Origin of the sequence: Streptomyces sp. NBC_00289, from assembly GCF_041435115.1 — a bacterium.
Lineage (GTDB): Bacteria > Actinomycetota > Actinomycetes > Streptomycetales > Streptomycetaceae > Streptomyces.
In genome coordinates this window covers 4739370-4752967 of sequence record NZ_CP108046.1, presented here as the reverse complement: position 1 = coordinate 4752967, position 13598 = coordinate 4739370, and the positions used below count along the sequence as shown (strand labels likewise).

The window sequence follows — 13598 nt, the reverse complement described above, 5'->3', positions numbered from 1 at the left end:
GGCTCAGTGACCGCCCTGCTCCTTGAGGCGCTTGTACGACCGCTCGATCTCGGCCTCGGCGTCCGTGCGGCCCACCCAGTTGGCGCCCTCGACCGACTTGCCGGGCTCCAGGTCCTTGTAGACCTCGAAGAAGTGCTGGATCTCCAGGCGGTCGAACTCCGACACGTGGTGGATGTCGCGCAGGTGCTCCACCCGCGGGTCGTGCGCGGGCACGCACAGCAGCTTGTCGTCGCCGCCGGCCTCGTCCGTCATCCGGAACATGCCGATCGCGCGGCACTGGATGAGGCAGCCGGGGAAGGTCGGCTCGTCCAGGATGACCAGCGCGTCCAGCGGGTCGCCGTCCTCGCCGAGGGTGTTCTCGACGAAGCCGTAGTCGGCCGGGTAGCTGGTCGAGGTGAAGAGGCGACGGTCCAGGCGGATCCGACCGGTCTCGTGGTCCACCTCGTACTTGTTCCGCGAACCCTTCGGAATCTCGATCGTGACGTCGAACTCCACCGGTGGCTCCTCCATGATCAACACATAGTTCTGGTGGTTAAGTGTCCCTCACGCAGGTGTGTGATCGCGAAAGGGGCTGGTCGTCGTGCCAGAGCTGAGGTTTTGGCAGACCGCGAGACCGCACGTGGTGCGGGCCGCGAACGCCGTACGACCGCGTCTGGCACGGGCTACCGCAGCGGCGAAACCGCAGGTCACACGGATCTCACAGGCGACGAAACCGCGGGTCGCGCGGATCGTACGGGCCGCGGAACCGCAGGTCGCGCGGATCATGAGGCCGAAGACCTGGCAGTACACCGCCGGCGCCGCCACCGCCGGACTGGCACTGGCCGCCACGGTGGTGACCGCCGCCGGTCCCTGGGACTCCTCCGGTCAGCGTACGGCGGAGCGGGACTGGGCCGCCGCCCGGGAGGGTGTGGGTGGCGCAGATCACGGCGGTGATTCCGGCTCCGGTACGGCGGGCGGGCCGCGCCCCGCTCCCAGCGCCGTGTCCGTCCTCACCGGCCTCGGCGGCTCCGCCGGCACCGTCCGGCCGGCGCCCGACACGAAGGCCCTCACCGGCGTCCTGGCCCCCCTCCTCGGGGACCCGGCGCTCGGCACGCGCCAGGCCGCCGCGGTCGTGGACGTCACCAGCGGCAGGAGCCTCTACGGCACCGGCGCCCGCGCCACGCTCACCCCCGCCTCCACCACGAAGATCGCCACCGCCGTCGCCGCCCTGTCCGCCCTGGGTGCCGACCACCGCCTCACCACCCGCGCCGCCTTCGAACCCGACACCGGCGAACTCGTCCTCGTCGGCGCCGGCGACCCCACCCTCACGGCCCACCGCGACGCCGGGGGCTGGGCGAGCCTGCGCACCCTCGCCGACCGGACGGCCGCCGGCCTGAAGAAGCGCGGCGTACGCGAGGTGACGCTGTCGTACGACACCACCCTCTACGCGGGCTCCCCGCAGCACCCGATCGGAGTCAACGAGAACCTCGCCCCGGTCAGCGCCCTGATGGTCGACGAGGGCCGCACGGACGACTCCGCCAGTGGCCCGGTGCTTCGGGTGACGGACCCTGCCGCGGTCGCGGCCCGCACGTTCGCCGCCCTCCTGCGGACCGACGGCATCAGGACGACGGCCCCGGGACCCTCCAAGGCCACCGGCCGCGCCGAGCCCCTCGCGGCGGTCTCCTCGCCCCCGCTGTCGGCCCTCGTCGAACGCATGCTGACCAACAGCGACAACGACATCGCGGAGGCCCTCGCCCGGCACACGGCGGTGGCGGCGGGCGGCCGGGCCGACTTCGCCGGCGGCGCGGCCGCGGTCGGCGCCCGGCTGAAGAAGCTCGAACTGCCCCTGTCCGGCGCCGAGTTTCACGACGGCAGCGGGCTGGACCGCGACGACCGGCTCACCGCGAACCTGCTCACGGGACTGCTGGTCAAGGCGGCCGACCCGGCCCACCCCGAGCTCCGCGCGGTCCTCACCGGCCTCCCGGTGGCCGGCTTCACGGGCACGCTCAGCAGCCGCTACACGCAGGGCGCGGCCGGTGTCGTACGCGCCAAGACCGGCACCCTGACCGGCGTCAACACCCTGGCCGGAACGGTCGTCGACCAGGACGGCCACCTGCTGGCCTTCGCGTTCCTCGCCTCCGGCACGACGGATCCGGCCGCGGCCCAGTCGGCGCTGGACACGGCGGCGACGGCGCTGGCGGGATGCGGCTGCGGCTGACCCGGCCGGCGCACAGCGCCCGCGCGGTCGCCCGGCCGGCCCCTCGTCGCCCTGCCCCAAGCGGCGGCGCTCACGTACGGTTGACGCATGACGAGCATCGGTGGTGCCGCTTCTTCCGGGATGGTCGACTGGAATCTCGCGGTGGCGACCGCGACCCGGCTCGTGCGGCCGGGCCCCGAGGTCAGCCGCGAGGAGGCCCGGGCCGTCGTCGCGGAACTGCGCCGACACGCCAAGGCCGCGGAGGGACACGTCCGCGGTTTCACTCGTATGGGCACGGAGGACACCCACGACACCCCCGTCCTGGTGGTCGACCGCCCCGGCTGGGTCCGGGCCAACGTCGCCGGGTTCCGGGAGATCCTCAAGCCGCTGCTCGACAAGATGCAGGAGCGGCGCGGCAACACACCGGGCGGCGCGGTCCTCGGCACCCTCGGCGGCAAGGTCACCGGCGTCGAACTCGGCATGCTGCTGTCCTTCCTGGCCTCCCGGGTCCTCGGCCAGTACGAGACCTTCGCCCCCGACACCCGCGACCTGCCCGCAGGTCAGAACGGCGGCGGCCGACTCCTGCTCGTCGCCCCGAACATCGTGCACCTCGAGCGTGAACTCGACGTCCAGCCCCACGACTTCCGCCTGTGGGTGTGCCTGCACGAGGAGACGCACCGCACCCAGTTCACCGCCGTGCCCTGGCTGCGTGATCACCTCGAGGGCGAAATCCAGTCTTTCCTGGCGGAGACCGACGTCGACCCGATGACCGTGCTGGAGCGCATCCGGGACGCCGCCCAGTCCCTGGCCGGCGGCCGCCCCGAGAGCGAGGAGGACGACGGCGGACGGTCCCTCGTCGAGATCGTGCAGACCCCGGCCCAGCGCGAGATCCTCGGCCGCCTCACCGCCGTGATGTCCCTCCTGGAGGGACACGCCGACTTCGTGATGGACGGCGTCGGGCCCCAGGTCGTGCCGACCGTCGCCGAGATCCGCGAGAAGTTCCAGCAGCGTCGCGCCAAGGGCGCCTCCCGGCTGGACATGACCCTGCGCAGGCTGCTGGGACTGGACGCCAAACTCCGGCAGTACCGCGACGGCGAACGCTTCGTGCGCGCCGTCGTCGACCAGGTCGGCATGGACGGCTTCAACCGGGTCTGGACGTCCCCGAACACCCTGCCGACCAAGTCGGAGATCGCCGAACCGGCGGACTGGGTCGCCCGGGTGCACCGCAAGGCCGAGTCGTGAACCGGCGCCGGGGTCGTGAAACGAATCCGGCCGACGGCAGGCGAACGCCCCTTCAATCACCCGTCCGAGGGACCGTGAGGCACGGGTAGGCGTGCAATGCTCGGGGAACGCCCCGGCTCTGTCACCATCTACACACTCTGAGTGACCGGGCTCGGGCTCACCCCCCGACAATTTCATGAAGGGAACCGGACATGGGTCCCCATCCTGCGGTCGCGGCGATACGCCTGGCGGTCCGCCGCGTCCTCCACGACCTCCTCACCGACATCCCCACCTCCCCCGACACCCCGCACGAACGCCCCCCGGCGCCACTCGTGCTCGTGGCCTGCTCCGGCGGCGCCGACTCCATGGCCCTCGCCTCCGCTCTCGCGTTCGAGGCCCCCCGGCTCGGCATCCGCGCCGGCGGCATCACTGTCGACCACGGTCTGCAGCCGGGTTCCGACCTGCGTGCCGAGGAGGTCGTGCTGCGCCTTCGCGAACTCGGCCTCGAACCGGTCGAGTCCGTCGCCGTGACCGTCGGCCGCGCCGGCGGCCCCGAGGCAGCCGCCCGGGACGCCCGCTACGCCGCCCTCGACGCCGCCGCCGTCCGTCACGGGGCCGGCGCCGTCCTGCTCGGCCACACCCGCGACGATCAGGCCGAAACCGTCCTGCTCGGCCTCGCCCGCGGCTCCGGCACCCGCTCCCTGTCCGGCATGGCCGCGGTCTCGGGGGCCGACGGCCGTTACCGCCGCCCCTTCCTCCAACTCGACCGTCAGACCGCCCGCAAGGCCTGCATGGTCCAGTCCCTGCCCGTCTGGGACGACCCGCACAACGCGGACCCCGCGTACACGCGCTCGCGGCTGCGTCACGAGGGCCTGCCCGCCCTGGAGAAGGCGCTCGGGAAGGGAGTCGTGGAGGCTCTCGCCCGTACGGCCCAGCTCTCCCGCGACGACGCCGACGCCCTGGACACCTGGGCCGGCCAGGCCGAGGCCTCCGTCCGCGACGCCACCGGCCTGCTGGAGTGCGCCAAGCTGTACGCCCTGCCGCCCGCCGTGCGCCGCCGCATCCTGCGCCGCGCCGCCATCGAGGCGGGCGCGCCCGCCGGTTCTCTCTTCGCCCGGCACATCGAGGAAGTGGACCGGCTGATCACCGGCTGGCGAGGCCAGGGAGTGATCAATCTCCCGGGCAAGGTCGTCGCCCAGCGTCAGGGTGGCAGACTGGTGATTCGGCAAGGCTGAATCCGGACCCGCCACATCGGAACGTCACCACGGGTCGTGGGCGGTTCCAGCGGCCGGGCGAGTGCGCCGAAGGGATGTGCGTCCCTGAGGTGACCGGGCCCTCAACGGGCCATCAGACGTGGGACGACCGAAAGTGATGCGGGTGGACGCGAAAGACATGGGTGCCGACCTCAAAGAGGTGCTCATCACCAAGGAAGAGATCGACGCGAAGCTGGCCGAGCTGGCCGCGAAGATCGACGCGGAGTACGCGGGCAAGGACCTGCTCCTCGTCGGCGTGCTCAAGGGCGCGGTGATGGTGATGGCGGACCTCGCCCGAGCGCTGTCCACCCCCGTCACGATGGACTGGATGGCCGTGTCGTCCTACGGCGCGGGCACCCAGTCCTCCGGGGTCGTCAGGATCCTCAAGGACCTCGACACCGACATCAAGGGCAAGCACGTCCTGATCGTCGAGGACATCATCGACTCCGGGCTGACCCTGTCCTGGCTGATCTCCAACCTCGGCTCGCGCGAGCCCGCCTCCCTCAAGGTGTGCACGCTGCTGCGCAAGCCGGAGGCCGCCAAGGTCGCCATCGAGGTGGAGTGGGCCGGCTTCGACATCCCCAACGAGTTCGTCGTCGGCTACGGCCTCGACTACGCCGAGACGTACCGCAACCTCCCGTTCGTCGGTACGCTCGCGCCCCACGTCTACGGCGGCTGAACCCGAAGGGCGCAAAGCCCTGAGCCGCTCGTGGGGCGACCGGGAACCCCAGCGGGTCGCCCACCGTTGGAGCATGCAGACGCGTTCGTCAGCCGTCCCGTGCGGCTTCGGGCCACAATGCTGGGGTACCGTCAGAAGAACTGTCTTATCAAACTCACTATGGCAGGAGGGACGGGGCGACACCGCTCCGTATGGATGGACGTGAAGCGATACTTCCGTGGGCCGGTCATGTGGATCGTGCTGGCCGTCCTTGCCGTGGTCGTGTTGATGCAGGTCGTCGGCTCGTCCGGCGGCTACAAGACGGTGGACACCGGCCAGGTCGTCCAGGCGATCAATGACAACAAGGTCGAGTCAGCCAAAATCACCACTGGCGACGAGCAGACCGTCAAGGTCCAGCTCAAGGACGGCGTAAAGGTCAAGGGCAGCTCGAAGATCCAGGCGAGCTACATCGGCGACCAGGGCGTGACCATCGCCAACACGCTGCAGACCAAATTCCAGGACAAGCAGATCCCCGACGGCTACACGGTTTCGCCGACGAAGCAGAACGCTTTCGTCGGGATCCTGCTGTCCCTGCTCCCCTTCGTCCTCATCGTGGTCGTCTTCCTGTTCCTGATGAATCAGATGCAGGGTGGCGGCTCCCGGGTCATGAACTTCGGCAAGTCCAAGGCGAAGCTCATCACCAAGGACACCCCGAAGACGACGTTCTCCGACGTCGCGGGCTCGGACGAAGCGGTCGAGGAACTCCATGAGATCAAGGAGTTCCTCCAGGAACCGGCGAAGTTCCAGGCCGTCGGCGCCAAGATTCCCAAGGGCGTACTCCTGTACGGCCCTCCCGGCACCGGCAAGACGCTGCTGGCGCGTGCCGTCGCGGGCGAGGCCGGGGTTCCCTTCTACTCGATCTCCGGTTCCGACTTCGTCGAGATGTTCGTCGGTGTCGGTGCCTCCCGGGTCCGTGACCTGTTCGAGCAGGCCAAGACGAACGCCCCGGCGATCGTCTTCGTCGACGAGATCGACGCGGTCGGCCGCCATCGCGGCGCCGGCCTCGGCGGCGGTCACGACGAGCGCGAGCAGACCCTGAACCAGCTGCTCGTCGAGATGGACGGCTTCGACGTGAAGGGCGGTGTGATTCTCATCGCCGCCACGAACCGGCCCGACATCCTCGACCCGGCGCTGCTGCGCCCCGGCCGCTTCGACCGCCAGATCGCGGTCGACCGTCCGGACATGCTGGGCCGTCTGGAGATCCTCAAGGTCCACCAGAAGGGCAAGCCGGTCGCCTCCGACGTCGACCTGTCGGCGGTCGCCCGCCGTACACCGGGCTTCACGGGTGCCGACCTGGCGAACGTGCTGAACGAAGCGGCGCTCCTCACGGCGCGCAGCGACCGCAAGCTGATCGACAACCAGATGCTGGACGAGGCGATCGACCGTGTGGTCGCGGGCCCGCAGAAGCGGACCCGGATCATGTCGGACAAGGAGAAGAAGATCACCGCGTACCACGAGGGCGGTCACGCCCTGGTCGCGGCGGCGTCTCCGAACTCCGACCCGGTCCACAAGATCACGATCCTCTCCCGAGGCCGTGCTCTGGGCTACACGATGGTTCTGCCGGAGGAGGACAAGTACTCCACCACGCGCAACGAGATGCTGGACCAGCTCGCGTACATGCTGGGCGGCCGCGCCGCGGAGGAACTCGTCTTCCACGACCCCACCACGGGTGCCGCGAACGACATCGAGAAGGCCACGGCAACGGCCCGCGCGATGGTCACGCAGTACGGCATGACCGAGCGCCTCGGTGCCATCAAGTTCGGCGGCGACAACACCGAGCCCTTCCTGGGCCGGGAGATGTCGCACCCGCGTGACTACTCGGAAGAGGTGGCCGCGCTCGTCGACGAAGAGGTCAAGAAGCTCATCGAGACGGCGCACAACGAGGCCTGGGAGATCCTGGTCGAGAACCGCGACGTCCTCGACCAGCTGGTGCTTCAGCTGCTGGAGAAGGAGACGCTGAACAAGGAGCAGATCGCCGAGGTCTTCGCTCCGATCGTGAAGCGTCCGCCGCGGCCGGCCTGGACCGGCTCCTCCCGCCGTACGCCCTCCACCCGTCCGCCGGTGCTGTCCCCCAGGGAACTCGCACTGACGAACGGCGCCAATGGCGCCACGGCGGCGATCTCCACCGCGAAGTCCACCGCGGCGGAGCACGCCCCGGTGACGGAGCCGGCCCCGGAGGACCGCTCGGAGAGCTGACGCCTCACGGCACCGCGACCTCACCAGGTCCGGAATGGATGCCGCGCCCCCCTGGTTCTAGCCTGGGGGGCGCGGCATTTTCGATGCCAGCAGGCGAGACGCACAGGAACGAGGCACGAGATGACCGACCCCGTGGCGCTGGACGGCGACGGAATCATCGGCGAGTTCGACGAGAAGCGCGCCGAGAGCGCCGTACGCGAACTGCTGATCGCGGTGGGCGAGGACCCCGACCGTGAGGGGCTGCGGGAGACGCCTGGCCGGGTGGCGCGCGCGTACAAGGAGATATTCGCGGGGCTGTGGCAGAAGCCCGAGGACGTGCTGACGACGACGTTCGACCTGGGCCACGACGAGATGGTGCTGGTGAAGGACATCGAGGTCCTCAGCTCCTGCGAACACCATCTGGTGCCGTTCGTCGGGGTGGCCCACGTCGGGTACATCCCGTCCGCCGACGGCAAGATCACGGGGCTCTCGAAGCTGGCCCGGCTCGTGGATGTGTACGCCCGCCGGCCTCAGGTGCAGGAGCGGCTCACCACGCAGGTCGCGGACTCGCTCATGGAGATCCTGGAGCCGCGTGGTGTGATCGTCGTCGTCGAGTGCGAGCACATGTGCATGTCGATGCGGGGAGTCCGCAAGCCCGGCGCGAAGACCATCACCTCGGCGGTCCGTGGCCAGCTGCGTGACCCCGCCACCCGCAACGAGGCGATGAGCCTCATCATGGCCCGCTGACGCTCCGGCGGGTCACGCCGCCGACGCCGCTCCCGTGCTGTGGTCGTCGTCGTCCTCCGGGAGTTTGCAGACATGCTCCAGGAAGATGGCCGCCGCTATGACGCCGATGCCCGCCAGGACGGAGAAGCCGGCGTAGATGGCCTGGTCGCGGCGGGCGGGGATGTCGAGGGACTCCAGCAGGAAGACGCCCGTGCCGCCGTACATACCGGCGACGAGAGCGGCGACCAGGGCGCTGGCCTGACCGAAGACGACCGCGCGGGCCGCCATCAGCGGGTCGACGCCCTTGGCTCCGGGCCGCCGTTCGCGCTGCGCCTTGAGGCGGGCGCGGATCGAGAGCGCCGTGGCCAGCAGGACCACCGCGATCACCGCGAGGACGATGGGGGCGGCCAGCGGAACGCTGGGGAGGGTCCCGATCGAGTTCCAGAGGCGGGCGCCCGCCCAGGACAGGATTCCGGCCACGACGAAAACGCCGGCCAGCAGCCTGATGCGAAGCTCTCTCACGGTGTCCCTTCAGTTCCCCGGATCAGCCGGCCCGGTGGTCGTGGTGACCCATCGGGTCGTGCCGCCCCGTCGGGCCGTCCTGTGGTCGTCTCGACCTTAACGACTACTCGGGCAGCCGGAGTTCCAGGTCCTTGCGGGCATCCACGCCTTCGCTGGTGAGGGTGTCCAGGAGACCGGCGACCGGGCCGCGGCCGGGCAGTTGGGCCTCGGGTTCGACGTCGCGCCAGGGGGCGAGGACGAAGGCGCGTTCGTGGGCGCGCGGGTGGGGGAGCGTGAGGTGCGGGTCCTCGGAGACGACGTCGGCGTACGCCACGATGTCGACGTCCAGGGTGCGCGGGCCCCAGCGCTCGTCCCGTACCCGGTTGAAGGCCTCCTCCACGGCGTGCGCCCGCTCCAGCAGGGAGGACGGGGGCAGGGTGGTCTTCAGCAGCACGACCGCGTTGAAGTAGGAGGGCTGGCTGCCCGGCTCGACACCCCACGGCTCGGTCTCGTAGACCGGGGAGACCGCCTTGACGCGCACGCCCGGGGTGTCCTCGAGGGCGTCGACGGCCCCCTGGAGGGTTTCCAGGCGGTTGCCGAGGTTGGAGCCGAGGGAGAGCACGGCCCGCTGCGGGTTGTGGAGGGTGGTGTCGGCGGCGTCGACCTTCTCGACGACGGAGGCGGGCACCGGCTGAACGGTCGGGTCGCTGTGGCCCTCGGTGAACGCGGTCATACTCGGCTCCGGGTGATGGTGACGGTGACGTCGTCGAAGGGGACCGTGATCGGGGCGTCCGGTTTGTGGACGCGGACCTCGACCTCCTGGACCGCTTCGTGCTTCAGACAGGTCTGGGCGATGCGTTCGGCGAGTGTCTCGACGAGGTTGACGGGCTCGCCCTCGACGACGGCCACGACCTCCTCCGCCACGACGCCGTAGTGCACGGTCTTCGTCAGGTCGTCGTCGGCGGCGGCCGGCCGGGTGTCCAGGCCGAGGGCGAGGTCCACGATGAAGGTCTGGCCCTCCTCGCGTTCCTTGGGGAACACACCGTGGTGTCCACGGGCCTTGAGGCCGCGCAGCGCGACACGATCCACGCGAATCACTCCTGCAGTCGTCGGTGAGGGCCGGTTCGTACCGTGTGCGGGCGGCACACCGGCCTCAAGTGAATCTACCCGCGGGCACTGACAGGACCGGGCCACGAGGGCGCGCGTCCGAGCCGGGGCCAGGAACCCTCACGGTGCGTCTGCCCTGGAAACCCGGCGGCTCACGGGCTGGTAGCCGCCCCTACCCCCGTCTCGTGATTCCAACCACTTCTTGGTCCCGGCGGGCGATTCCCGGCGGTTCCCGGGCGCGCGGTGCACCTCCGCGCTCAGGCGGAGGGGGTGTCCTCGGCTTCGTCCTCGTCGCTCTCGGCCAGCACCGGTGAGGCGTGGTGCGACCAGATTTTCCAGCCGTCGGAGGTGCGGCGGAAGACGTTCGTGGCGACCACCAGCTGGCCCACGAGGGGGCCGAGTTCCTCGCCGCCCTCCGGGGCGGGGCCGCCGCTGAGGATGTTCTCCGTGCAGGTGACCAGGGCGGTGTCGCCGGTGACGGAGACATGCACGTCGGTGAGGAAGAACTGGATGTAGTCCGTGTTCGCCATGATCAACGCGTACGACCTGAGCACGTCGCCGCGGCCGGTGAGCACGGGCCAGCCGGGGTGCACGCAGGAGATCACGCCGACGTCCGCCGGATCGTGGTACTCCTCGTCCACTCCCAGGTCGGACGGGGTGAGCCAGAGCGTGGAGAGTTGTTCGAAGTCGCCCCGCTCCAGTGCCTCGTAGAAGGCGGTGTTGGCGAGTCCGACCTGTTCCACGTCGGTGTGGGGGGCGCTCACCGGGCTCCTTCACGGCCGGCCGCGCCCGGCGCGTTGTTCTCCGTGCGCGCTCCCTCGACGGCGCGCGCGACCCGTACCGCGTCCGCTGTCGCGCGCACCTCGTGCACACGCGCCGCCCACGCGCCCGCGTGCGCGGCGAGCGCGGACACGGCCGCCGTCGCCGCGTCGCGCTCGCGCGCGGGCGGCGGCGCACCCTCGGGGCCGGCCAGGACACGGCCGAGGAAGCGCTTGCGGGAGGCGGCGACGAGAACCGGGTGGCCCAAGGCGAGCAGGCGGTCGAGGTGGGCCAGCAGGACGAGGTCGTGCTCGGCGTCCTTGGAGAAGCCGAGGCCGGGGTCGACGACGACGCGGTCGGGGGTGACACCGCCGGCCAGGACGGCCTCCACGCGCGCGTGCAGTTCGTCGACGACCTCCCGGACGACGTCCTCATAGACGCCCCTGACGTTGCCGCCCTCCAGGAAGCCGCGCCAGTGCATGACGACGAACGGGGCGCCCGCCTCCGCCACCACCGGGATCATCGCGGGGTCGGCGAGGCCGCCGCTCACGTCGTTGACGAGGGCGGCACCGGCGGCGAGGGCCTGGGCGGCGACCGAGGCGCGCATGGTGTCGACGGACACCGTCACGCCCTCGGAGGCCAGCCCGCGGACGACCGGGACCACGCGCCTGAGCTCTTCGGCCTCGTCGACGCGGGTGGCGCCGGGGCGGGTGGACTCGCCGCCGACGTCGACCAGGTCGGCACCCTCGCCGACCAGGGCGAGGCCGTGTTTGACGGCGGCCGTCGTGTCGAACCAGCGGCCGCCGTCGGAGAAGGAGTCGGGGGTGACGTTCACGACTCCCATGACCGCGCAACGGTCCCATTCCGGTAGGCCCGCGACGTGCCCGCGTCCGCTCTGCTTGCTCATGCGTTCAGCCTATGGCCTCTCGTTTGGATCAGGCCGGACCGGGGAGCGGGGCCGGGCCTGATCCGAACGAGAGCCCATAGGCCTCGTACCGGGCCGGGCCCAGGGCCGGGGGCCGACGTCCGCCCGGCCGCGCACGGAGAAGTGCGCGGGCGGCGCGCACCCGGGGTCGGGCGCGGGGCGTGGGCCATTCGGGAGGGCGGAGGCCGTTCGGGACGAGGCCCGGTGCAGGCCTTCTCCCGTCACGCCGCGCGGACGTCGCGTTCCGCCGTGCCGTGGGTGCACACGCGCGGGGTGGCCGTACGGCGGCGCAGGAAGCGGGGCAGCGGGAGGGCGAGGTCGACGAAGCCCTCCGCCTGCATGGCGGCGAAGCCGATGCGGGGCAGGTCTCCCGAGGCGCGGTAGACGACGAAGCGGGGCTCCCAGCGGGGCTGGAACTTCGCGTTGAACTTGTACAGGGACTCGATCTGGAACCAGCGGGAGAGGAAGACCAGCAGTCCACGCCAGGCGCGCAGCACCGGGCCCGCGCCGATCTTCTCGCCGCGGGCGAGCGCCGCGCGGAACATCGCGAAGTTGAGCGACACGCGCGCGATGCCGAGCTTCGGCGCCGCCTGGAGGGCCGCCACGATGAGGAGTTCGTTCATGCCGGGGTCGGCAGCGCGGTCACGGCGCATCAGGTCCAGGGAGGCGCCGTCGGTGCCCCAGGGCACGAAGTGCAGGACGGCCTTGAGGTCGCCGTAGGGGCCCGGCCGCTCGTCCGCCTTGTGGGCGGTGGCGATCAGGCAGTCCCCGTCGGCCGGGTCGCCGATGCGGCCCAGCGCCATGGAGAAGCCGCGCTCGGTGTCGGTGCCGCGCCAGTCCTCGGCGGCGCGGCGGATCCGCTCCAGTTCGGCCTCGCCGAGGTCACGGACGCGTCGGACCCGGGTCTCGTAACCGGCCCGCTCGATGCGCTTGACCATCTGGCGTACGTTGCGCATCGCGCGGCCGGCGAGCGAGAAATCCGCGACGTCCACCACCGCCTCGTCGCCCAGTTCGAGGGCGTCCAGGCCCGTCTCGCGGGTCCAGACCTCGCCGCCGGTCTCGGAGCAGCCCATGACGGCGGGCGTCCAGGAGTGGGCCGTGGCCTCGTCCATGAAGCGTTCGATGGCGCCCGGCCACGCCTCGACGTCCCCGATCGGATCGCCGCTGGCGAGCATCACCCCGGACACGACCCGGTAGGTGACGGCCGCCTTGCCGCTGGGCGAGAAGACGACCGCCTTGTCGCGGCGCAGCGCGAAGTGGCCGAGCGAGTCGCGGCCGCCGTGCTTGTCCAGCAGGACCCGCAGCCTGGCCTCGTCGTCCTCCGTCAGCCGCGCGGCCGGGTGCTCGGGCCGGAACGCGAGGTAGATCGTGGTGACGGCGGTGAGCAGGCCGAGGGCGCCGAGGGAGAAGGCGACTGTCCACGAGGTGTTGCCCTGGTAGTCGACCGGGCCCTCGAAGCCGAACAGGCCGTACAGGACGTGCGTAATGCGATCGGCCAGGCTCGGGTCGCCGACCAGGCGATTCGGGTGGACGCTGACGATGACCAGTCCGAGAACGAGGGAACCGGCACCCATGAGGACGAAGTTGGCGAGCGCGCGCCACCGGCTGCGCGGATCGGGCAGCGCCGCGAACTGGTCGCGGTGGCGCAGCAGGGGCGCGAGCAGCGCGAGCGAGATGACCACGCCGAGCAGCGAGTGCCGGTACGTCAGCTGCGCCATCGCGCCCGCCGGCAGCAGGGCCACGGCGGCGCGCCACGCCCGGCGCTTGCGGCGCCGCAGTCCGTGGGCGAGCAGCAGCAACAACACACCGCTGCTGAGCGAGAGCGCGGCCGCGAACGGGCCGAGCGCGCCGGGCAGCACCTCGGCGACGGTGTGCATACGGCTGTGCCGGAAGCGCGGGAAGACGCCCGCGGCGATGTCCAGGAGACCGACCAGAGCGCAGGCCCTGGCGATGAGGACGGGAATCACCTCGGGGCGCGGGCCACGCAGCGCACGCTGGACCGAATGTGATCGTTTCGGAACCTCTACCGACATTTCC

Annotated in this window: 13 protein-coding genes; 6 read left to right on the top strand and 7 right to left on the bottom strand. The window is 71.1% G+C overall.

The window, feature by feature from the left end; translation table 11 throughout:
* Positions 1-3: 3 nt before the first annotated feature.
* Positions 4-495, bottom strand: coding sequence for an inorganic diphosphatase (locus tag OG985_RS21470; RefSeq protein WP_006375593.1), 492 nt, complete (start codon positions 493-495; stop codon positions 4-6).
* Between the two features lie 124 nt (positions 496-619).
* Between OG985_RS21470 and dacB the strand changes: the two genes are divergently transcribed.
* The 6 genes from dacB (at position 620) to folE (ending at position 8290) form a co-directional block, all read left to right on the top strand.
* Positions 620-2197 (top strand): D-alanyl-D-alanine carboxypeptidase/D-alanyl-D-alanine-endopeptidase, encoded by a 1578-nt coding sequence (gene dacB / locus OG985_RS21465; RefSeq protein ID WP_371674453.1) that lies wholly within the window; start codon positions 620-622, stop codon positions 2195-2197.
* 87 nt (positions 2198-2284) lie between these two features.
* Positions 2285-3418, top strand: a complete 1134-nt coding sequence (locus OG985_RS21460; RefSeq protein ID WP_371669955.1) for a zinc-dependent metalloprotease — start codon at positions 2285-2287, stop codon at positions 3416-3418.
* Between the two features lie 191 nt (positions 3419-3609).
* Positions 3610-4632, top strand: a complete 1023-nt coding sequence (gene tilS, locus OG985_RS21455; RefSeq protein WP_371669954.1) for a tRNA lysidine(34) synthetase TilS — start codon at positions 3610-3612, stop codon at positions 4630-4632.
* A gap of 136 nt (positions 4633-4768) precedes the next feature.
* Positions 4769-5329 carry a hypoxanthine phosphoribosyltransferase gene (gene hpt / locus OG985_RS21450; protein WP_371674452.1) on the top strand — a complete coding sequence of 187 codons (561 nt, stop codon included), beginning with the start codon at positions 4769-4771 and terminating at the stop codon, positions 5327-5329.
* Positions 5330-5524: 195 nt separating this feature from the next.
* Entirely contained in the window at positions 5525-7564 is a 2040-nt protein-coding gene (ftsH, locus tag OG985_RS21445) for an ATP-dependent zinc metalloprotease FtsH (RefSeq protein WP_371669953.1), read from the top strand.
* A 120-nt stretch (positions 7565-7684) separates the two neighbouring features.
* Positions 7685-8290, top strand: a complete 606-nt coding sequence (gene folE, locus OG985_RS21440; RefSeq protein ID WP_371669952.1) for a GTP cyclohydrolase I FolE — start codon at positions 7685-7687, stop codon at positions 8288-8290.
* A 12-nt stretch (positions 8291-8302) separates the two neighbouring features.
* Here folE and OG985_RS21435 read toward each other — a convergent pair whose 3' ends face one another.
* The 6 genes from OG985_RS21435 to OG985_RS21410 all read right to left on the bottom strand — a co-directional run bounded on the left by OG985_RS21435 (position 8303) and on the right by OG985_RS21410 (position 13594).
* Positions 8303-8791 (bottom strand): DUF3180 domain-containing protein, encoded by a 489-nt coding sequence (locus tag OG985_RS21435; protein ID WP_371669951.1) that lies wholly within the window; start codon positions 8789-8791, stop codon positions 8303-8305.
* A gap of 103 nt (positions 8792-8894) precedes the next feature.
* Positions 8895-9503 carry a 2-amino-4-hydroxy-6-hydroxymethyldihydropteridine diphosphokinase gene (folK, locus tag OG985_RS21430; protein ID WP_371669950.1) on the bottom strand — a complete coding sequence of 203 codons (609 nt, stop codon included), beginning with the start codon at positions 9501-9503 and terminating at the stop codon, positions 8895-8897.
* Positions 9500-9859 (bottom strand): dihydroneopterin aldolase, encoded by a 360-nt coding sequence (folB, locus tag OG985_RS21425; protein ID WP_371669949.1) that lies wholly within the window; start codon positions 9857-9859, stop codon positions 9500-9502. Before folB ends, folK begins: the two co-directional genes overlap by 4 nt.
* 275 nt (positions 9860-10134) lie before the next feature.
* A complete protein-coding gene (locus OG985_RS21420; protein ID WP_371669948.1) occupies positions 10135-10641 on the bottom strand; it encodes a nuclear transport factor 2 family protein in 507 nt (168 codons plus the stop codon).
* Positions 10638-11543: a dihydropteroate synthase gene (gene folP / locus OG985_RS21415; protein ID WP_371669947.1), complete on the bottom strand. Its 906-nt coding sequence runs from the start codon at positions 11541-11543 to the stop codon at positions 10638-10640. Before folP ends, OG985_RS21420 begins: the two co-directional genes overlap by 4 nt.
* Positions 11544-11782: 239 nt before the next feature.
* A complete protein-coding gene (locus tag OG985_RS21410) occupies positions 11783-13594 on the bottom strand; it encodes a phosphatidylglycerol lysyltransferase domain-containing protein (RefSeq protein WP_371669946.1) in 1812 nt (603 codons plus the stop codon).
* Positions 13595-13598: the final 4 nt, after the last annotated feature.

What these genes read in the sequence shown, in the direction of transcription:
- folP (WP_371669947.1), bottom strand. Translation starts at nt 11,543, where the DNA reads ATGAGCAAGCAGAGCGGACGCGGGCACGTCGCGGGCCTACCGGAATGG.
- OG985_RS21460 (WP_371669955.1), top strand. Translation starts at nt 2,285, where the DNA reads ATGACGAGCATCGGTGGTGCCGCTTCTTCCGGGATGGTCGACTGGAAT.
- hpt (WP_371674452.1), top strand. Translation starts at nt 4,769, where the DNA reads ATGCGGGTGGACGCGAAAGACATGGGTGCCGACCTCAAAGAGGTGCTC.
- ftsH (WP_371669953.1), top strand. Translation starts at nt 5,525, where the DNA reads ATGGACGTGAAGCGATACTTCCGTGGGCCGGTCATGTGGATCGTGCTG.
- tilS (WP_371669954.1), top strand. Translation starts at nt 3,610, where the DNA reads ATGGGTCCCCATCCTGCGGTCGCGGCGATACGCCTGGCGGTCCGCCGC.
- OG985_RS21410 (WP_371669946.1), bottom strand. Translation starts at nt 13,594, where the DNA reads ATGTCGGTAGAGGTTCCGAAACGATCACATTCGGTCCAGCGTGCGCTG.
- folK (WP_371669950.1), bottom strand. Translation starts at nt 9,503, where the DNA reads ATGACCGCGTTCACCGAGGGCCACAGCGACCCGACCGTTCAGCCGGTG.
- folE (WP_371669952.1), top strand. Translation starts at nt 7,685, where the DNA reads ATGACCGACCCCGTGGCGCTGGACGGCGACGGAATCATCGGCGAGTTC.